Origin of the sequence: Nocardia sp. CDC160 (assembly GCF_035818795.1) — a bacterium.
In the GTDB taxonomy this organism is placed as follows: domain Bacteria; phylum Actinomycetota; class Actinomycetes; order Mycobacteriales; family Mycobacteriaceae; genus Nocardia.
Genome location: NZ_JAYKYT010000007.1, coordinates 181,300 through 195,508 on the forward strand (window position 1 = coordinate 181,300; position 14,209 = coordinate 195,508).

The window sequence follows — 14,209 nt, forward strand, 5'->3', positions numbered from 1 at the left end:
TCGACGCGACTCGCAGGCCATTCGCCCATGATTCGGGCGAAAGGGTCAGCGCCGCCGGAAGGCCCGCGCGAGCATATCGATAAAGAACAGCCCCGCCCCGATGGCGAACACCGCGGACCCGGCCAACCACGGCCCCACATACCGCGTCGCGCTGAACGCCGGTGCCTCGCCCTGCGGCTTGAACACGGTGGTCGCGATCCCATTGCGCCAGCACCACACCGCCGCCACCACCAGCACCGGCACGAGCACGAATTCGGCGAATACGGTCGGCCACCGCATCACTGCGCCTCCTTCTTCTCCTCGACCGTCCCACCGTTCAACCGTTCCAGCGCGGCCGCCAATTCGGCGCGCAGGGTGAGATGGTCACGCGCCCATGCCTGCACCAGCCGCCCGTCCTTCAGCTCGAGCCCGAATCCCTTGCGCCGCCGCGGCACTCCGGTCAACTCGCCCAGCGCCCGCGCGGACTGCCAGTCCTCATAATCCCAGGACTCTTCATCTTCCTCCGGCAGCACCTTCGCGATGTCGCGCAGCGGCGTCACCTCGGTGCCCTCGCGCAGGCTCTCGGGCGTCAACTCGACGCTGATGTGCCGCCGCCCGGCCACCACCTGCAACCACACGAAGCCCGCGAGCAGGAGCGCGCAGAAGACCAGCCCGAACCAGTGGATGGCCCCGCCGCGGATCACCTCGATCACCAGGATGATCGCGCACAGCGCGGGCCCGTACGCGATGGTGCGCCAGCGCGCGCCGGGCTCGGAGAACAGCACGGCCCCGGGGGCGTTGATGGCCTCACTCATAGATCGAGGGTAAAGATCGCGGAATCGTTCAGCGGGCCAGGCCCGGAATCAACAGCACGGCGAGGGTGAGCAGTCCGAAGAGGAACAGCAGACTCAGCACCAACACATCGCGCCGCAGGCTGTGCGGCTGCTGGATCACCACTCGCATCGTTGCCTCCGCCTTCCCGGCGCCGAGACGCGCCATAGCACAACGTATGGCGCCCGGCTTCCGGTTCCCGAAATCCCTGTGACTGCCCTCACCATACCCGTTAGTACGCCCGTAACAAACTCAGGAGTACTCATTGCGGGGGCGGCCGGAAGAACGCCTCGGATTCGCTTCGGTAGCAAAGGAATACGGCTCCGCCCGCCAGCACCGCCTGCACGATCCCGGCACCGCCCGCGACCAGCGCGGCAATGCCGTCCTTGCCGCCGAACCCGAACAGCGTGCCCGCCGCGCCGAGCACCAGAAACAGACCGAAACCGGTGAGAACCGCTCGCGCCCAGTTCTTTCCGCGCCCCAGCTGATACACCACGGCCACCGCGGCCCCGGTGAGCACCAGCCAGAAGACGGCGACCAGCACGAACACGATCACCGTCCAGACCTGCACCTGCGCCAGCGTCACGCCCGGCTGCTGGTCCTTGACCTGGTCGAACATCTGCTGCGCCAACTCGTGACGCTGCCCGAACTGGGCGATCAGCGAGGCGATCAACTGCACCACGCCGACACCCAGTGCGGCGTACCAGAGTTGACCGGCGGTGCGGACGTCTTCCGGCGTCGGGCGCGAAACACCCGGCGGGAGCATGGGATTCACGACGGAAACTGCTCGGTTCCGCTCACCGCAGCCAGTGTGCGGCCTCGGTGGCCCAGTAGGTGAGCACCATGTCCGCGCCCGCCCGCCGAATGCCGAGCAGCGATTCCAGCACCGCGCCCTTGCGATCGATCCAGCCGCGCTCGGCGGCCGCGGTGATCATGGCGTACTCGCCGGAGATCTGATACGCCGCCACCGGCACCGGGGAGCGATCGGCGACCTCGCGCAGAATGTCCAGATACGACATGGCGGGCTTGACCATGACGATGTCCGCGCCCTCCATCAGATCCAGCTCCAGCTCGCGCAGCGCCTCGCGGCGGTTGGCCGAATCCTGCTGGTAGGTGCGGCGATCACCCTGCAGCGAGGAGCCGACGGCCTCGCGGAACGGGCCGTAGAACGCCGAGGCGTACTTGGCGGCATAGGCGAGGATGCCGGTATCGACGTATCCGGCGACGTCGAGACCCTCACGGATCGCGCCCACCTGGCCGTCCATCATGCCGCTGGTGCCGAGCAGGTCGGCACCGGTTTCGGCCTGCGCCAGCGCCATTTCCACGTAGCGGGTCAGGGTGGCGTCATTGTCGACCGCGCCGTTGGCGTCCAGCACGCCGCAGTGTCCGTGATCGGTGAACTCGTCCAGGCAGGTGTCGGCCATGACGACCGTGGACCCGCCGACCTCGTGCACCAGCGCGCGCAAGCCGCGGTTCAGGATCCCGTCCGGATCGCTCGCACCGCTCCCCTGCGCGTCCTTGTCCTCCGGCTTCGGCACGCCGAACAGCATGAGCCCGCCCACGCCCGCGGCCACCGCCTCGACGGCGGCCTTGCGCAGCGAATCCATGGTGTGCTGGAAAACGCCTGGCATGGAGGAGATCTCATGCGGCTCGTCGATCCCGTCGGCGACGAACATGGGCAGAATCAGGTGCCGCGGCTCCAGGCTGGTCTCGGCGACGAGCCGACGCATGGCGGGAGTGCGGCGCAACCGCCGAGGGCGGTCCATTCCGGTCATGTTCGCATGATATGCCCGCCCCGCGAACCGGGTGCGCGCGCCTCCCAATGGCCGGTAGGACAGCGCGGCTCGCGTTCGGATGACCTTGAAAGTCATTGTGAGCAGCGGATTTTGTCGGTGGTCGCGAGTAGAATCGAAGATGTGTTCGATGGGGTCGCATTTCCCTTGCGGGGGTGCGGGTCCGGTTCGCGACGGGAGGAATGGCCGTGCTCGCTGCAGTTACCAGCATGTCCGACAAGAGGAACAAGCCCGCCGGGGTGCCGAAGCAGGGGGAGGTAATCGATCACGCGTGGATGCCGCTGGCCAAACAGCCGCTGCCAGCGGGCCGCCCGCGCACGTGGTACATCTCGCACAATCGCCGCCTGAAGGCCATGCGGCTGGCCATCGCGCTGCTGGACTCGGGCGTCTTCAGCCCGGATCGGGCGACGAACGAAACCATCCGCGAGACAGCCGAAGTCATCGGCGTCCACTGGCCCTCCGACGCCACCTGCCGCATGGTCCGCCGCCTGATGGCGGCCCAGCGCTGACCGCTGCGGCCCGCCGACCACGACGGAGGCCCTCCGACGGCCGCGCAAGTGAACGTCGGAGAGCCTCCGCCACAGCGCGGCCCGGCTTCAGGAGTTGAGGCAGCCGGTATGGGTCGACCCCGGAGTACCGAGATTGGCCGAACCGGTGGTCAGGCACTTCACCAGCGTGTTCAGAATGGCGGCGGACCCGGTCTCCGGGTATTGGCCGACAACCGGCACAGCGCTCGGCCCCTGCTCCGAGACCTGCGCGGACGCCGCGGCCGGAGCCAGTGCCGCGCCCACCGCGATCGCGCTCATCGCCAGGAATCCGATTGCCGTGCGCTTCATCAACACTCACCTTTCCAAGATCGAATACTCAACGCAGCCTATGCATTTCGACCCAGAATGAAACGCCGCAACTTCCAAGGCCACCATTTCCATGGGCATCCGCCCAGCGAACCCGCAACCGCGCCCAGCGGGTTCGCATCGCACGTTGCCGCGGTCCATACCGGAGCGGCAATGGCCGGACGCCGGGCACAAGTCGGGGAGGCGTCCGGAACCGGTTCCCGGGCACCCTCGCATCGCCCGGAACCACGAAAGACGATCGGCCCCCGCACCATTCGATGCGGGGGCCGATCGGGGTCGGTTCGAGCCTCAGCGGCTGCGGCGGCTCTTCTTGCGGGGCGGGGGCAGGAGGCCCTCGGCGCGGAGGTGGGCGGCGTGTTCGGCGAGGGCCTCGACGAGGGGGCCGACCTGGGCCACCTCGGGTTGGACGTCGACGCGCAGGCCGAATTCGATCGCCGTTTCGGCCGTCTTGGGGCCGATGCACGCCACGATGGTGCGGGCGTGTGGCTTACCGGCGATACCGACCAGATTGCGGACCGTGGAGGACGAGGTGAACAGGACCGCGTCGAAGCCGCCGGTCTTGATCATCTCGCGGGTCTCCGCGGGCGGCGGAGAGGCCCGCACGGTGCGGTACGCGGTGACGTCGTCGATCTCCCAGCCACGATCGCGCAGACCCTCGGCGAGGGTCTCGGTGGCGATGTCGGCACGCGGCAGCAGCACCCGGTTGACCGGGTCGAAAACGTCGTCGTAGGGCGGGAAGTCGGCCAGCAGACCCTCGGAGGACTGCTCGCCCGACGGCACCAGCTCCGGGTTGATGCCGAAGGAGCGCACCTTCTCCGCGGTGGCCTCGCCGACGCAGGCGATCTTCACGCCGCTGAAAGCGCGCGCGTCCAAACCGAATTCGCCGAACTTCTCCCACACCGCGCGCACCGCGTTGGTGGAGGTGAACACCACCCACTGGTAGCGCCCGTCGACCAGACCCTTGACCGCGCGCTCCATCTGCGCCGGGCTGCGCGGCGGCTCCACCGCGATGGTCGGCACCTCCATCGGAATCGCGCCGTGCATGACGAGCTTCTCGCTCATCTCCCCGGCCTGCTCCTTGGTGCGCGGCACCAGCACGGTCCAACCGTAGAGCGCCCGCGACTCCCACCAGGAGGTCTTGGCGCGCTTGTCCACTTCCTTGCCGACCGTGACCACCAGCGGCCCGACCAGTTCGGACGCGGCATTGTTCAACGTCGCCAGCGTGGCGTCGATGGTGCGCTGCTGGCGCGTGGTGCCGCGCACGGTCACCGCGACCGGGGTCTGCGGGGCCATGCCGTGTTCGACCAGGGCCGAAGCGGTTTCGGCCAGATGCCCCGAGGTGGCGTGCAGCACCAGCGGACCCGGCGCGGCCGCCACGGCCGCCCAGTCCACCTCGCCGCGCACATCCACCTCGGTGTGGCTGGAGCCGATCTCGATGCCCGCGTAGGCCGGAACGGTGGTGCCCGCCGAAAGGCCCGGCAGCACCTCGAAGTTCAGATGCGAGCGGGTGACGGCGTTGATCTCCTGGATGACCGAATCGGTGGTCATGGGGTCGCCGGACACCAGGCGCACCACGTCGAACCCGTTGCGCGCCTCCGCGATCAGGGTCTTGGCCACCTCGGCGGCGTCACCCAGGGCGGGGCGCACGTCCACCGGACGGGTTCCGTCCGGGTTCTCCTCGACCGCGGTGCCGATCAGGGCGAGCACGCCCTTGTCGACATCGGGATCGGTGAACGCCAGCGTCGCCCGGCCGATCACCTCCCGGGCACGCACGGTGAGCAGCGCCGGGTCGCCGGGGCCTGACCCCACGAAAAGGATCCGACCGGGATTCTTCTTCGTCACTCGGCTCATCGTTCGTTCTCCATTGGGCTGGGATTGCTGTCGTCGGTGAGCTCAGCGGATTCCTCTGTGACGCTGAGCAGTTCGCGCGCCCCCAGCTCCAAGAGCTCGCGCGCCAGTGCTCGGCCCAGTTCCTCGGCATCCGCCACCGGGCCAACCACTGAAGCCCGGATCACGTCCGAGCCATCGATCGCCGCCGCGCAGGCGCGCAGCGACAACTCCTCCACCACCCGGCCGTCGTCGTCGAGCGATTCGACGACCTCGGCCAGCGCGCCGATCGGCGCGGTGCAACCGGCCTCCAGTTCGGCCAGCAGCATCCGCTCCGCGGTGATCGCGGCACGGGTGCCGGGATCGTCGAGGGCGGACAGGATGGTCACGAGTTCGGTATCGGTGCTGCGGCATTCGACCGCCAGCGCGCCCTGCGCGGGGGCGGGCAGCATCTGCACCGGTTCGAGCGATTCGGTGACGGCGTCGAGGCGGTCGATGCGGGCCAGCCCGGCCCGCGCCACCACGACGGCATCGAGTTCACCCTTGACGACCTTGGAAATCCGGGTGTCGAGATTGCCGCGCAGCGGCACGATCTCGATGCCGAGGCCCAGCGCCTTCAGCTGCGCCGAGCGCCGCGGCGCGGAGGTGCCGACCTTCGCGCCCGGGGGCAGCTCGCCCAGCACCAGGCCGTCCCGGGCCACCAGCGCGTCGCGCGGATCCTGGCGGGGCGGGATCGCCGCGATGGTGAACAGCGGGTCCTGCGCGGTCGGCAGATCCTTGTACGAGTGCACCGCGATATCGACCGTCCCCGCGGCCAACTCCTCGCGCAGCGCGGCGGTGAACACCCCGACGCCGATCTTCTGCACGGGATCGGTGGCGTTCTGGTCACCGGCGGTCTTCACGATCACCAGTTCGGCCTGCTGGCCATTGGCGACCAGGGCGTCGCGCACATGCCCGGCCTGGGTGAGGGCCAGCAGACTGCCGCGGGTACCGATGCGCCACGGCGCGTCCACTGTTCCGCGCACTGTTGTCTCGTTCTCGTGCACCATAGCTCCGGTCATGCGGTCCGCCCCTGTTCGTCGCCCGGGTGGGCGGCGGTGAAATCGTCGGCCAGTTCGCCCTGTAGGGCGGAGATCTCCATCGGCGCGGCAACCGCTTGTGCCGCACCGGGTTTGAGTTCGAACAACTCGCGCAGCGCCTCGGCGTAGCTGTCGCCGCCCGGCGTCGAGGCCAGCTGTTTGACCCGCACGGTCGGCGCGTGCAGCAGTTTGTCGACCACCCGTCGCACGGTACGGGCGACTTCCTCGCGTTCGGTGGATTCCAATCCCGGTAGTCGGGAATCCAGGCGTAGTAGTTCGGCTTCGACCACATCGGCGGCCATCTGGCGCAGCGCGGCCACGGTCGGGGTGACCTCGGCCATGCGCTGTCCGGCAAGGTATTTGGCGAGTTCGTCGGCCACGATGGAGCGCGCGGCGGCGGTGTCGTCGGCGGCCGCACCGGCCAGCGGGTCGCGCTGCAGCGTCTCCATGTCGATGACGGTCACACCCGGCAGCCCGGCCACCGCGTGGTCCACATCGCGGGGCAGGCCCAGATCGCAGATGACCAGCTCTCTGGCCCCGGCCGTGCCCGTAGACGAAGCCTTCGCCGCCAGCGCGCGATGCACATCCGCGAGGGTCACCACCGTGCCGACCGCGCCGGTACAGGTCACCACCACGTCGGCGGCGGCCATGGCCTCGGCCAGCCGGTCGATCTCGATGGCCTCGGCGGCCACCCCGTGCATGGTGGTGGCCGTATTGGCCAGGCGCTGCGCCTTTTCCAGGGTCCGGTTCACCACCAGGATCTTCTCGACCCCGCCGCGCGCCAGCTGCGCCACCGCGAGCCCGCCCATCGCGCCCGCGCCCAACACCAGGGCGGTCCGCCCGGGCAGCGGACCCAGCACGGTGCGCGCGCGATCCAGCGCCACCGACACCACCGACGCGCCCGCGCGATCGATGCCGGTCTCGGAGTGCACCCGCTTGCCGACCCGCAGCGCGTGCTGGGCCAACTCGTGCAGGGTGCGCCCGGCGGCCTGCTGGGCATCGGAGGCGGAGTAGGCGGCGCGGATCTGGCTCAGGATCTGCTGCTCGCCGATCACCATGGAGTCCAGGCCCGAGGCCACCGCGAACAGGTGCTCGGCCGCGGCCTCCGCGTAGCGCACGTACGCGTGCTTGGTGAGCTCCGGCAGCGGCAGACCCGAATGGCGGGTGAGCAATTCGCCGATCTCGCCCAGCGCGGGGTGGAAGGCGTCCACGACCGCATAGACCTCGATGCGGTTGCAGGTGGAGACGATCATCGCCTCGGAGACGTGGCTCGAGGCCAGCATCTTGTCGGTCAGCTTGGGGCGGTCGGTCTCGGTGATGGCGATCTTCTCGAGCACCGCGACCGGTGCACTGCGATGCGAGATCCCGACGAGAAGCACACTCATGGCTGGACCACCGCTCCCTTGCTGGTTGTCATCGGTACCCGGCGAATCGGGGTGGACACCACGGTTACATCGCCAGCAGCGGCGGCGGCGCTCATGGCTTCCTCCGCGGCCGATTCGGCATTGCGGGCCCGCTCGAACGACAGCAGCTGCATCTCCACCGCGAGATCCACCCGCCGCACCTCCACGGTCGCGGGCGCGTCCAGCGCCAGCGCCGAGAAACTCAGAATGCACTGCATGCCCGCGTCCACCAGCAGATCGCACACGCCCTGCGCGGCCGCGTCCGGCACCGTGATGACGGCGATGGTGGGCTCCAGAGTGGCCACCGCGTCGGACAATTCGGCGACGTCGCGAACGACCAGTCCGCACACGACCGTGCCGATCACGGCGGGATCGTTGTCGAACAGCCCGACCATGGCGAAACCGCGGCGGCGGAAACCGCCGTAGCCGACCAGCGCCCGGCCCAGGTGACCCGCGCCGACCAGCACCACCCGGTGTCCCTCGGACAGTCCGAGCACATCCTCGATGCGGTCGCGCAGCTTGATCACGTCGTAGCCGACGCCGCGAACTCCATTGGGGCCGAGGAACGAAAGATCCTTGCGCAACTTCGCCGAACCGACACCCGCCGCGACAGCCAGTTCCTCACTCGATACGATGGCTACACCGTCGTCGGCGAGTACGGCGAGCACTCGGAGATAGGTGGCCAGCCGGGCCACCGTGGCCTGCGGGATGTCCTTCTGCAGAGCCCTGGAGACGCCATTGGGCGGCGTCTCGTGCTGCTCTGTCACGTCGCTTGCGCTCCTCGTCCGGCCGGGGGTGAGTGTCCGGGTTCTTTTGTCGACCCGACGCCGGGAGACCGTCGCGGTCCTTACAGGCGAGGTCGAGTCAGGTTCAGGGGGTCGCTTCCGCTGCCCGAGAAGGCGGGTCGCGTGCCACCACCGTAACCGCTTGTGAAGCCCTGCACAAAGTCGGTGAATTCAGTCACTTTGCGGCGGGCTCCGGCCCCGCGTTCATTCAACCCTCATCGGCACGAAGCCGCTACGCAACGCGCCGGAGCGGATGGGTGAAGGGGGTTCGGGTATCGCGCCCCCACAATGCCCCTATTTCACGCTATTTCGCGAGGTCGGCGCGCAGTCGCGGCTCGTCCACATCGAAATAGCTGTGCTCGCGCCCGTCCAGCAGCACCACCGGCAGCCGGTCACCGTATTCGGCGCGCAGACCCGGATCGGTGGCGGCGGCCTCGTCCACATCGACCGTGGCGACCTCCACGCCGAACTCGGCGCAGATCGGCCGCAATTGCTCGAGTGCCGTGTGGCACAGTCCGCAGCCGCTGCGGGTCAACAGAGTCACAGCGTGGGGGGAATCGCTCATAGCCACCATCTAACAACTTCCCGTTATGTCGTTCGCCGTCTACGTTGCGGTCACCCCTGGGCGTTACTGTTGACTTGTCGCGCTAACAGGCGGAGGTACTGGTGCCGGAGAGTTCGAAAGAGCCGGGGACGGGTTTCATCGCGGGACGCTTCGGTGAATTTCCGGCGCGTTGGGGGCAGGGCCTGCAGGACCTGCAGGAGCAGTTCACCCGGATCACGCGCAGCCCGTTCGGTCCGAGCGAGGAAGAGGTACGCGCCAATCTGGCCGGTGAGGCCAGCGCCGATGCCGCCCTCGCCCTGCACGACGCCGAACTCGCCGCGCAGGCGCGGGACAGTGACGACGACACGCCGACCCCCGCGGTCCCCCGCGACCTGACCGCCGCCGCCTTCTTCGACGTGGACAACACCATGGTGCAGGGCGCGTCCATCGTGCACTTCGCCCGCGGGCTGGCCGCGCGCAAGTACTTCAAGACCTCCGACCTGGTCGATATGGCCTGGAAGCAGGTCAAATTCCGGGTGACCGGCAAGGAGAGCCACTCGGACATGGCCTCCGGCAAGGAGAAGGCGCTGTCCTTCATCGCGGGCCGCCCCACCGCCGAACTCGCCGCGCTGGGCGAGGAGATCTACGACGAGATCATCGCCGACAAGATCTGGCCCGGCACCCGGGCGCTGGCGCAGATGCATCTGGACGCGGGCCAACAGGTCTGGCTCGTCACCGCGACCCCGGTGGAGCTCGCGCAGGTCATCGCCAAACGGCTGGGCCTGACCGGCGCGCTGGGCACGGTCGCCGAGAGCGAGAACGGCGTGTTCACCGGCCGCCTGGTCGGCGACATTCTGCACGGTCTGGGCAAGGCGCACGCGGTGCGCACGCTGGCCATCCGCGAGGGCCTGAACCTCAAGCGCTGCACCGCCTATTCCGACAGCCACAATGACGTGCCCATGCTCTCGCTGGTCGGCACCGCGGTGGCCATCAATCCGGACGCGGATCTGCGCGAGGTCGCCAAGAACCGCGGCTGGGAGATCCGCGACTTCCGCACCGGCCGCAAGGCCGCGAAAGTCGGTGTGCCCACGGCCATCGCGCTCGGCGCGGCCGGTGGGGCGGCGGCCGCGGTGCTTTCCCGCAAGCGCGAAGCCAAGGCCAGCTAGCCCGAAAAGCGCTTCGCCAGAACATAAGAACGACCGGCCCGCTCCATTTCGGAGCGGGCCGGTCGCCTATGTGTGCGAATTTTCTAGCCCGTGAACGGATTACGCCGCTTGATCAGGTTCTTGTACAGCGTTCCCTGAATGGTTTCGCGGACCTGGTCGGTGATTTCGAACATCGTCATCGGATCATCGGCGTCGGTCGGTTCGTATCCGGCGGTCGAAATCGGCTCGCCGAATTCGATGTACCACTTGGACGGGAACGGAATCGCGCCCAGCGGACCCAGATGCGGGAAAAGCGGTGTCACCGGGAAATACGGGATACCGAGCAGTCGGGCCAGCGGCTTCAGATCCGCCAGCTTCGGGTAGATCTCCTCCGAACCCACGATCGAGCACGGAATGATCGGCACCCCGGTGCGCACCGCCGCCGACACGAATCCGCCGCGGCCGAAGCGCTGCAGCTTGTACCGGTCCGCGTACGGCTTGCCGATGCCCTTGTAGCCCTCCGGGAACACGCCCGCGACTTCGCCCGCGCGCAACAGCCTTTCGGCGTCGGCCGGGCAGGCCAGGGTGTGCCCGGCCTTGCGGGCCAGGCCGCCGATGATGGGCGTCTCGAAGACGAGATCCGCGGCCAGGATGCGCAGCGCGCGCTGCTTGGGATGGCGATCGTGCACGGCCAGCTGCAGCATGAGCCCGTCCAGCGGCACCGTGCCCGCGTGATTGGCCACGATCAGCGCGCCGCCCACCTCGGGAATGTTCTCGATGCCCGACACCTCGACCCGGAACCACAGGTCCGACAGCGGCCGCAGCATCGGGAGGATGACCGATTCGAGAAGATGCTCGTCCAAACCGAATTCGTCGACCTGATAGTCGCCGGTGAGGCGACGGCGCGCGAAATCGGCGGTGTAGCGGACCCCCTCCGCCACGGTCCCCCGAATCAGCTCACTCAGCGATTTGGGCTGACGCGCTTCGACTTCGGCGAGCCGATCGGTCAGCGAGGTCACCGGGGTGAGCGCCGGTTCCCCCACCGGCCACACCCGAGACGGGCGATTGTGCCGCGCCTCGAAATCCGCGTCGTGAAGACGAATCACCTTCGCTACATCACTCATTGGTGTGCTCCCGTCCCGGCCCCGAGCAGGCCGAGAAGTTTGTTCTCTGCGGCGTCGATCCACGCGGGATCGATCACGGGCCGCAACGCTGCGCCCCCTATGAAGTCGTCGAATGCCTGCACCGTTGTCCAGCGCGGTTGGAATCCGAGTTCGGTGCGCATCCGGGTGGTGTCCAGACCGCAGCCGAAGTGGAAGTAGTCGATCTGCTCCGCGGTGAACTCCCGCATCACCGGGCCCATGACGGTGCGCCCGACGGTGCGGAAAACCGCGTATGGGACCGGTAATTCGATCCGCCCGGCCCGGCGGATGGCCTGCGACAGCGCCATGGCGCCGTCCCCGGCCACATTGAACGTGCCGCCCGGAGCCGTCATGGCCCCGTGGACGAGGGCGGCGATGGCGTCCTCCTCGTGCAGCAGCTGCATGCGCGGATCACGCCCGAGGATGGTCGGCGTGATCGGCGAACGGAAATACTGCACACCGCGTTTGGCCAACTGCGGACCCACGATCGGCGGAAATCGCAGAATGGCCGCCGAGATGTCGGGACGCCGCCGCGCCAGACCGCGGACGAAACCCTCCACCTCGACCATGTCGCGCGCGAACCAGCCGCGCGGCGGCGTGCGCGCGCTCATCTCCTCGGTGAACTTCACCGGATCCTTGGCACTGCACCCGTAGACGGCGGAGGAGGAACGCACCACCACCCGCCGCACGCTGGAAGCCTTGCGGCACACCGCGAACAGCTGCATGGCCCCCAGCACGTTCATATCTTTCATGGCGGCCCGGCCGCCGCCCGAGGGCGGACGCGAGAGCGCGGCGGGATGCACCACCGTGTCCACCTGATTTCCATCGATCACCTTGCGGATCAATGGGTTTCGAATATCGGCCCGCACGAATTCGGCACGACCCATGCGGCGCAGCAACTCCCGGCTGGGCTGTTTGGCATCCACGGCGATAATGCGTTCGACGGCAGGGTCGGCCGCCAGACGGGCCACCACATTGCCTCCGAAGAACCGGCTCGCGCCGGTCACCATCACCACCTTGGGCGCCTGCCCGTCCCGGGTCCCTGCCGCACCGGATCCCACTCGCAGCCCCCATGTTTTGCTGTACCGCCGCCGTTATTCCCGCGCTCTCAGGGTAACCGGCCGGTAGGGGTCATCCGAAGGGTATTAACCAGGATCTAACGATGACTTCAATCACCTGATAAATGACGAAAGCCCGCCACCGGAGGTGACGGGCTTCCAGCTACGACGCAGCGGCTTACTTGCCGAGTTTACGACGCTGAACACGCGTGCGGCGAAGCAGCTTGCGGTGCTTCTTCTTCGACATGCGCTTGCGGCGCTTCTTGATCACAGAACCCATAGGGTTGTTCCTCGCGTTCTCTCGGGTCATCCCCACTCGGGGTGCACACTGTCTGACCCTGCACAGTCCCTACCCGATACGGGCCGAGATGGACCCGGCGGCACCACCGGCACGTACAGGATGCCGGTCCATGCTACCGGGCCACTCTCCGGCGAACGAAACGGGTGGGGGCTGACTGACTACCCCGGCGTTCTACCCAGCGTCGAAGTAGGACGTCTCCAGATAGTCGTGCACCGCCTTGGCGTGCACTCGGAAGGAACGCCCCACCCGCACCGCGGGCAGCTCTCCCGAATGCACCAGCCGGTACACCGTCATTTTGGATACCCGCATGAGATTCGCGACCTCGGCGACGGTGAGGAACTGCGTACCACCGCCGATCACGGATCCCGCATTGATTGGGCTGTTTCCGGACCTCGCTTGGCTGTTTCCAGACATCATTGCGCCACTGACCTCCGGCACGTCCGCGCCGCCGGCTTCCCCACCGGCGGAACAGACACGCACGTGCTCCTTGAAGCTTAGCGGGACCAGTGGGATTGCTGCGACGGGTGTGAGAAATCAGCCTTTGCTGTGGCGAGTCGGCCTTCGGCAGCAAACTAGCAACCGAGCAGTATTGGAACCCTGCGGCGCGAAGAAAGGCGCGGCGCACACCGACACCGCACTCTCAACGTTAGTCCGCGATCGCGCCGAGTTCCTGAGAACGGCGTTTTGCGGCGTGCAACGCATCGTGGAAAGCCGAACGCACCGCGCCCCGCTCCAACTCGCGCAGACCCGCCGCGGTGGTGCCCGCGGGCGAGGTGACGGCCGCACGCAATTCCGGAGCAGACTGACCCGACTCGTCGAGCAGGGCGGCCGAACCGAGCATGGTCTGCACCACCAGCTGGGTGGCCACGTCGCGGGTCAGGCCCAGGCCCACCGAGGCGTCGATCATCGCCTCGGCGACGAGGAAGAAGTACGCCGGACCCGAACCCGACACCGCGGTCACGGCATCCATCTGCGACTCGGAGACCGTGACGACCTTGCCGACGGACTCCAAGACCTCGGTGACCAGGGTGAGCTGCTCCTTGCGGGCGTAGCGCCCCGGCGCGATGGCACTCATGCCCTGGCCCACCAGCATTGGCGTGTTCGGCATGACCCGCACGACCGGGAAGCCCGCGGGCAGCTTGGCCTCCATCCGATTGGTCGGCACGCCCGCGGCCAGCGAGACCAACACCTGGTCCTGGTCGTCGCCGAGCTCGGCCTTGGCCAATTCGGTCAGCACGCCGTCCACGTCGTTGGGCTTCACGGCGATCACGATGAGATCGGCGGACTTGGCGGCATCGGCGATATCGGTGGTGGCGCGAATTCCGAATCGCTCGGCCAGCAATTCGGCCCGCGTCGCCACCGGCTCGACCACCACCAGATCCTTGTTGGCCCGCCCCGATTCGAGCAGACCCGCGATCAACGCCTCACCGATCCGGCCGCCGCCGATCACCGCAATCCTCGTCATAAC

At 68.1% G+C, this 14,209-nt stretch carries 17 protein-coding genes; 2 read left to right on the plus strand and 15 right to left on the minus strand.

The features are described from left to right. Nucleotides 1–45: 45 nt before the first annotated feature. The 4 genes from VMT40_RS33695 to hemB form a co-directional block, all read right to left on the minus strand. The gene (locus VMT40_RS33695; protein ID WP_326363447.1) at nucleotides 46–279 is read right to left on the minus strand and encodes a hypothetical protein; all 234 of its coding nucleotides are present in this window, start codon (nucleotides 277–279) and stop codon (nucleotides 46–48) included. Next, the gene (locus VMT40_RS33700; RefSeq protein WP_326363449.1) at nucleotides 279–794 is read right to left on the minus strand and encodes a hypothetical protein; all 516 of its coding nucleotides are present in this window, start codon (nucleotides 792–794) and stop codon (nucleotides 279–281) included. Before VMT40_RS33700 ends, VMT40_RS33695 begins: the two co-directional genes overlap by 1 nt. 278 nt (nucleotides 795–1,072) lie before the next feature. After that, entirely contained in the window at nucleotides 1,073–1,585 is a 513-nt protein-coding gene (locus VMT40_RS33705; RefSeq protein WP_442790098.1) for a hypothetical protein, read from the minus strand. 22 nt (nucleotides 1,586–1,607) lie between these two features. Then, entirely contained in the window at nucleotides 1,608–2,585 is a 978-nt protein-coding gene (hemB, locus tag VMT40_RS33710; protein ID WP_326363451.1) for a porphobilinogen synthase, read from the minus strand. A gap of 227 nt (nucleotides 2,586–2,812) precedes the next feature. Between hemB and VMT40_RS33715 the strand changes: the two genes are divergently transcribed. After that, nucleotides 2,813–3,112 (plus strand): hypothetical protein, encoded by a 300-nt coding sequence (locus tag VMT40_RS33715; protein WP_326363452.1) that lies wholly within the window; start codon nucleotides 2,813–2,815, stop codon nucleotides 3,110–3,112. 87 nt (nucleotides 3,113–3,199) lie between these two features. Here VMT40_RS33715 and VMT40_RS33720 read toward each other — a convergent pair whose 3' ends face one another. From VMT40_RS33720 to VMT40_RS33745, 6 genes are all read right to left on the minus strand, one after another. After that, the gene (locus VMT40_RS33720; RefSeq protein ID WP_326363454.1) at nucleotides 3,200–3,439 is read right to left on the minus strand and encodes a hypothetical protein; all 240 of its coding nucleotides are present in this window, start codon (nucleotides 3,437–3,439) and stop codon (nucleotides 3,200–3,202) included. Nucleotides 3,440–3,745: 306 nt separating this feature from the next. Next, on the minus strand, nucleotides 3,746–5,308 hold the full coding sequence (locus VMT40_RS33725; protein ID WP_326305929.1) for a bifunctional uroporphyrinogen-III C-methyltransferase/uroporphyrinogen-III synthase: 1,563 nt from the start codon (nucleotides 5,306–5,308) through the stop codon (nucleotides 3,746–3,748). Further along, nucleotides 5,305–6,333 carry a hydroxymethylbilane synthase gene (hemC, locus tag VMT40_RS33730; RefSeq protein WP_326363624.1) on the minus strand — a complete coding sequence of 343 codons (1,029 nt, stop codon included), beginning with the start codon at nucleotides 6,331–6,333 and terminating at the stop codon, nucleotides 5,305–5,307. Before hemC ends, VMT40_RS33725 begins: the two co-directional genes overlap by 4 nt. 8 nt (nucleotides 6,334–6,341) lie before the next feature. Beyond that, nucleotides 6,342–7,748, minus strand: a complete 1,407-nt coding sequence (locus VMT40_RS33735; protein WP_326363456.1) for a glutamyl-tRNA reductase — start codon at nucleotides 7,746–7,748, stop codon at nucleotides 6,342–6,344. Next, nucleotides 7,745–8,533, minus strand: a complete 789-nt coding sequence (locus VMT40_RS33740; protein ID WP_326363458.1) for a redox-sensing transcriptional repressor Rex — start codon at nucleotides 8,531–8,533, stop codon at nucleotides 7,745–7,747. The genes VMT40_RS33735 and VMT40_RS33740 overlap by 4 nt, the downstream gene beginning before the upstream one ends. 322 nt (nucleotides 8,534–8,855) lie before the next feature. Next, the gene (locus tag VMT40_RS33745) at nucleotides 8,856–9,116 is read right to left on the minus strand and encodes a glutaredoxin family protein (protein WP_157393203.1); all 261 of its coding nucleotides are present in this window, start codon (nucleotides 9,114–9,116) and stop codon (nucleotides 8,856–8,858) included. Nucleotides 9,117–9,217: 101 nt separating this feature from the next. On the opposite strand from VMT40_RS33745, the gene VMT40_RS33750 reads away from it, so the two are divergent. Then, nucleotides 9,218–10,261, plus strand: a complete 1,044-nt coding sequence (locus tag VMT40_RS33750) for an HAD family hydrolase (RefSeq protein ID WP_442790099.1) — start codon at nucleotides 9,218–9,220, stop codon at nucleotides 10,259–10,261. Between the two features lie 83 nt (nucleotides 10,262–10,344). Here VMT40_RS33750 and VMT40_RS33755 read toward each other — a convergent pair whose 3' ends face one another. From VMT40_RS33755 to proC, 5 genes are all read right to left on the minus strand, one after another. Beyond that, the gene (locus tag VMT40_RS33755; protein WP_326363459.1) at nucleotides 10,345–11,364 is read right to left on the minus strand and encodes a lysophospholipid acyltransferase family protein; all 1,020 of its coding nucleotides are present in this window, start codon (nucleotides 11,362–11,364) and stop codon (nucleotides 10,345–10,347) included. Further along, a complete protein-coding gene (locus tag VMT40_RS33760; protein ID WP_326363627.1) occupies nucleotides 11,361–12,392 on the minus strand; it encodes an NAD-dependent epimerase/dehydratase family protein in 1,032 nt (343 codons plus the stop codon). Before VMT40_RS33760 ends, VMT40_RS33755 begins: the two co-directional genes overlap by 4 nt. Before the next feature lie 226 nt (nucleotides 12,393–12,618). After that, nucleotides 12,619–12,720 carry a 30S ribosomal protein bS22 gene (locus tag VMT40_RS33765; protein ID WP_003402602.1) on the minus strand — a complete coding sequence of 34 codons (102 nt, stop codon included), beginning with the start codon at nucleotides 12,718–12,720 and terminating at the stop codon, nucleotides 12,619–12,621. 192 nt (nucleotides 12,721–12,912) lie between these two features. Then, nucleotides 12,913–13,155 carry a helix-turn-helix domain-containing protein gene (locus tag VMT40_RS33770; RefSeq protein WP_045437601.1) on the minus strand — a complete coding sequence of 81 codons (243 nt, stop codon included), beginning with the start codon at nucleotides 13,153–13,155 and terminating at the stop codon, nucleotides 12,913–12,915. A gap of 232 nt (nucleotides 13,156–13,387) precedes the next feature. Continuing rightward, nucleotides 13,388–14,206 (minus strand): pyrroline-5-carboxylate reductase, encoded by an 819-nt coding sequence (gene proC / locus VMT40_RS33775; RefSeq protein WP_326363461.1) that lies wholly within the window; start codon nucleotides 14,204–14,206, stop codon nucleotides 13,388–13,390. Nucleotides 14,207–14,209 lie beyond the last annotated feature (3 nt).

Bases quoted from the DNA above. Each gene is read 5' to 3' on its own strand.
- hemB (WP_326363451.1), bottom strand. From the start codon at position 2,585: ATGACCGGAATGGACCGCCCTCGGCGGTTGCGCCGCACTCCCGCCATG.
- VMT40_RS33720 (WP_326363454.1), bottom strand. From the start codon at position 3,439: ATGAAGCGCACGGCAATCGGATTCCTGGCGATGAGCGCGATCGCGGTG.
- hemC (WP_326363624.1), bottom strand. From the start codon at position 6,333: ATGGTGCACGAGAACGAGACAACAGTGCGCGGAACAGTGGACGCGCCG.
- proC (WP_326363461.1), bottom strand. From the start codon at position 14,206: ATGACGAGGATTGCGGTGATCGGCGGCGGCCGGATCGGTGAGGCGTTG.
- VMT40_RS33725 (WP_326305929.1), bottom strand. From the start codon at position 5,308: ATGAGCCGAGTGACGAAGAAGAATCCCGGTCGGATCCTTTTCGTGGGG.
- VMT40_RS33755 (WP_326363459.1), bottom strand. From the start codon at position 11,364: ATGAGTGATGTAGCGAAGGTGATTCGTCTTCACGACGCGGATTTCGAG.
- VMT40_RS33700 (WP_326363449.1), bottom strand. From the start codon at position 794: ATGAGTGAGGCCATCAACGCCCCCGGGGCCGTGCTGTTCTCCGAGCCC.
- VMT40_RS33745 (WP_157393203.1), bottom strand. From the start codon at position 9,116: ATGAGCGATTCCCCCCACGCTGTGACTCTGTTGACCCGCAGCGGCTGC.
- VMT40_RS33715 (WP_326363452.1), top strand. From the start codon at position 2,813: ATGTCCGACAAGAGGAACAAGCCCGCCGGGGTGCCGAAGCAGGGGGAG.
- VMT40_RS33735 (WP_326363456.1), bottom strand. From the start codon at position 7,748: ATGAGTGTGCTTCTCGTCGGGATCTCGCATCGCAGTGCACCGGTCGCG.
- VMT40_RS33765 (WP_003402602.1), bottom strand. From the start codon at position 12,720: ATGGGTTCTGTGATCAAGAAGCGCCGCAAGCGCATGTCGAAGAAGAAG.
- VMT40_RS33770 (WP_045437601.1), bottom strand. From the start codon at position 13,155: ATGTCTGGAAACAGCCAAGCGAGGTCCGGAAACAGCCCAATCAATGCG.
- VMT40_RS33695 (WP_326363447.1), bottom strand. From the start codon at position 279: ATGCGGTGGCCGACCGTATTCGCCGAATTCGTGCTCGTGCCGGTGCTG.
- VMT40_RS33760 (WP_326363627.1), bottom strand. From the start codon at position 12,392: ATGGTGACCGGCGCGAGCCGGTTCTTCGGAGGCAATGTGGTGGCCCGT.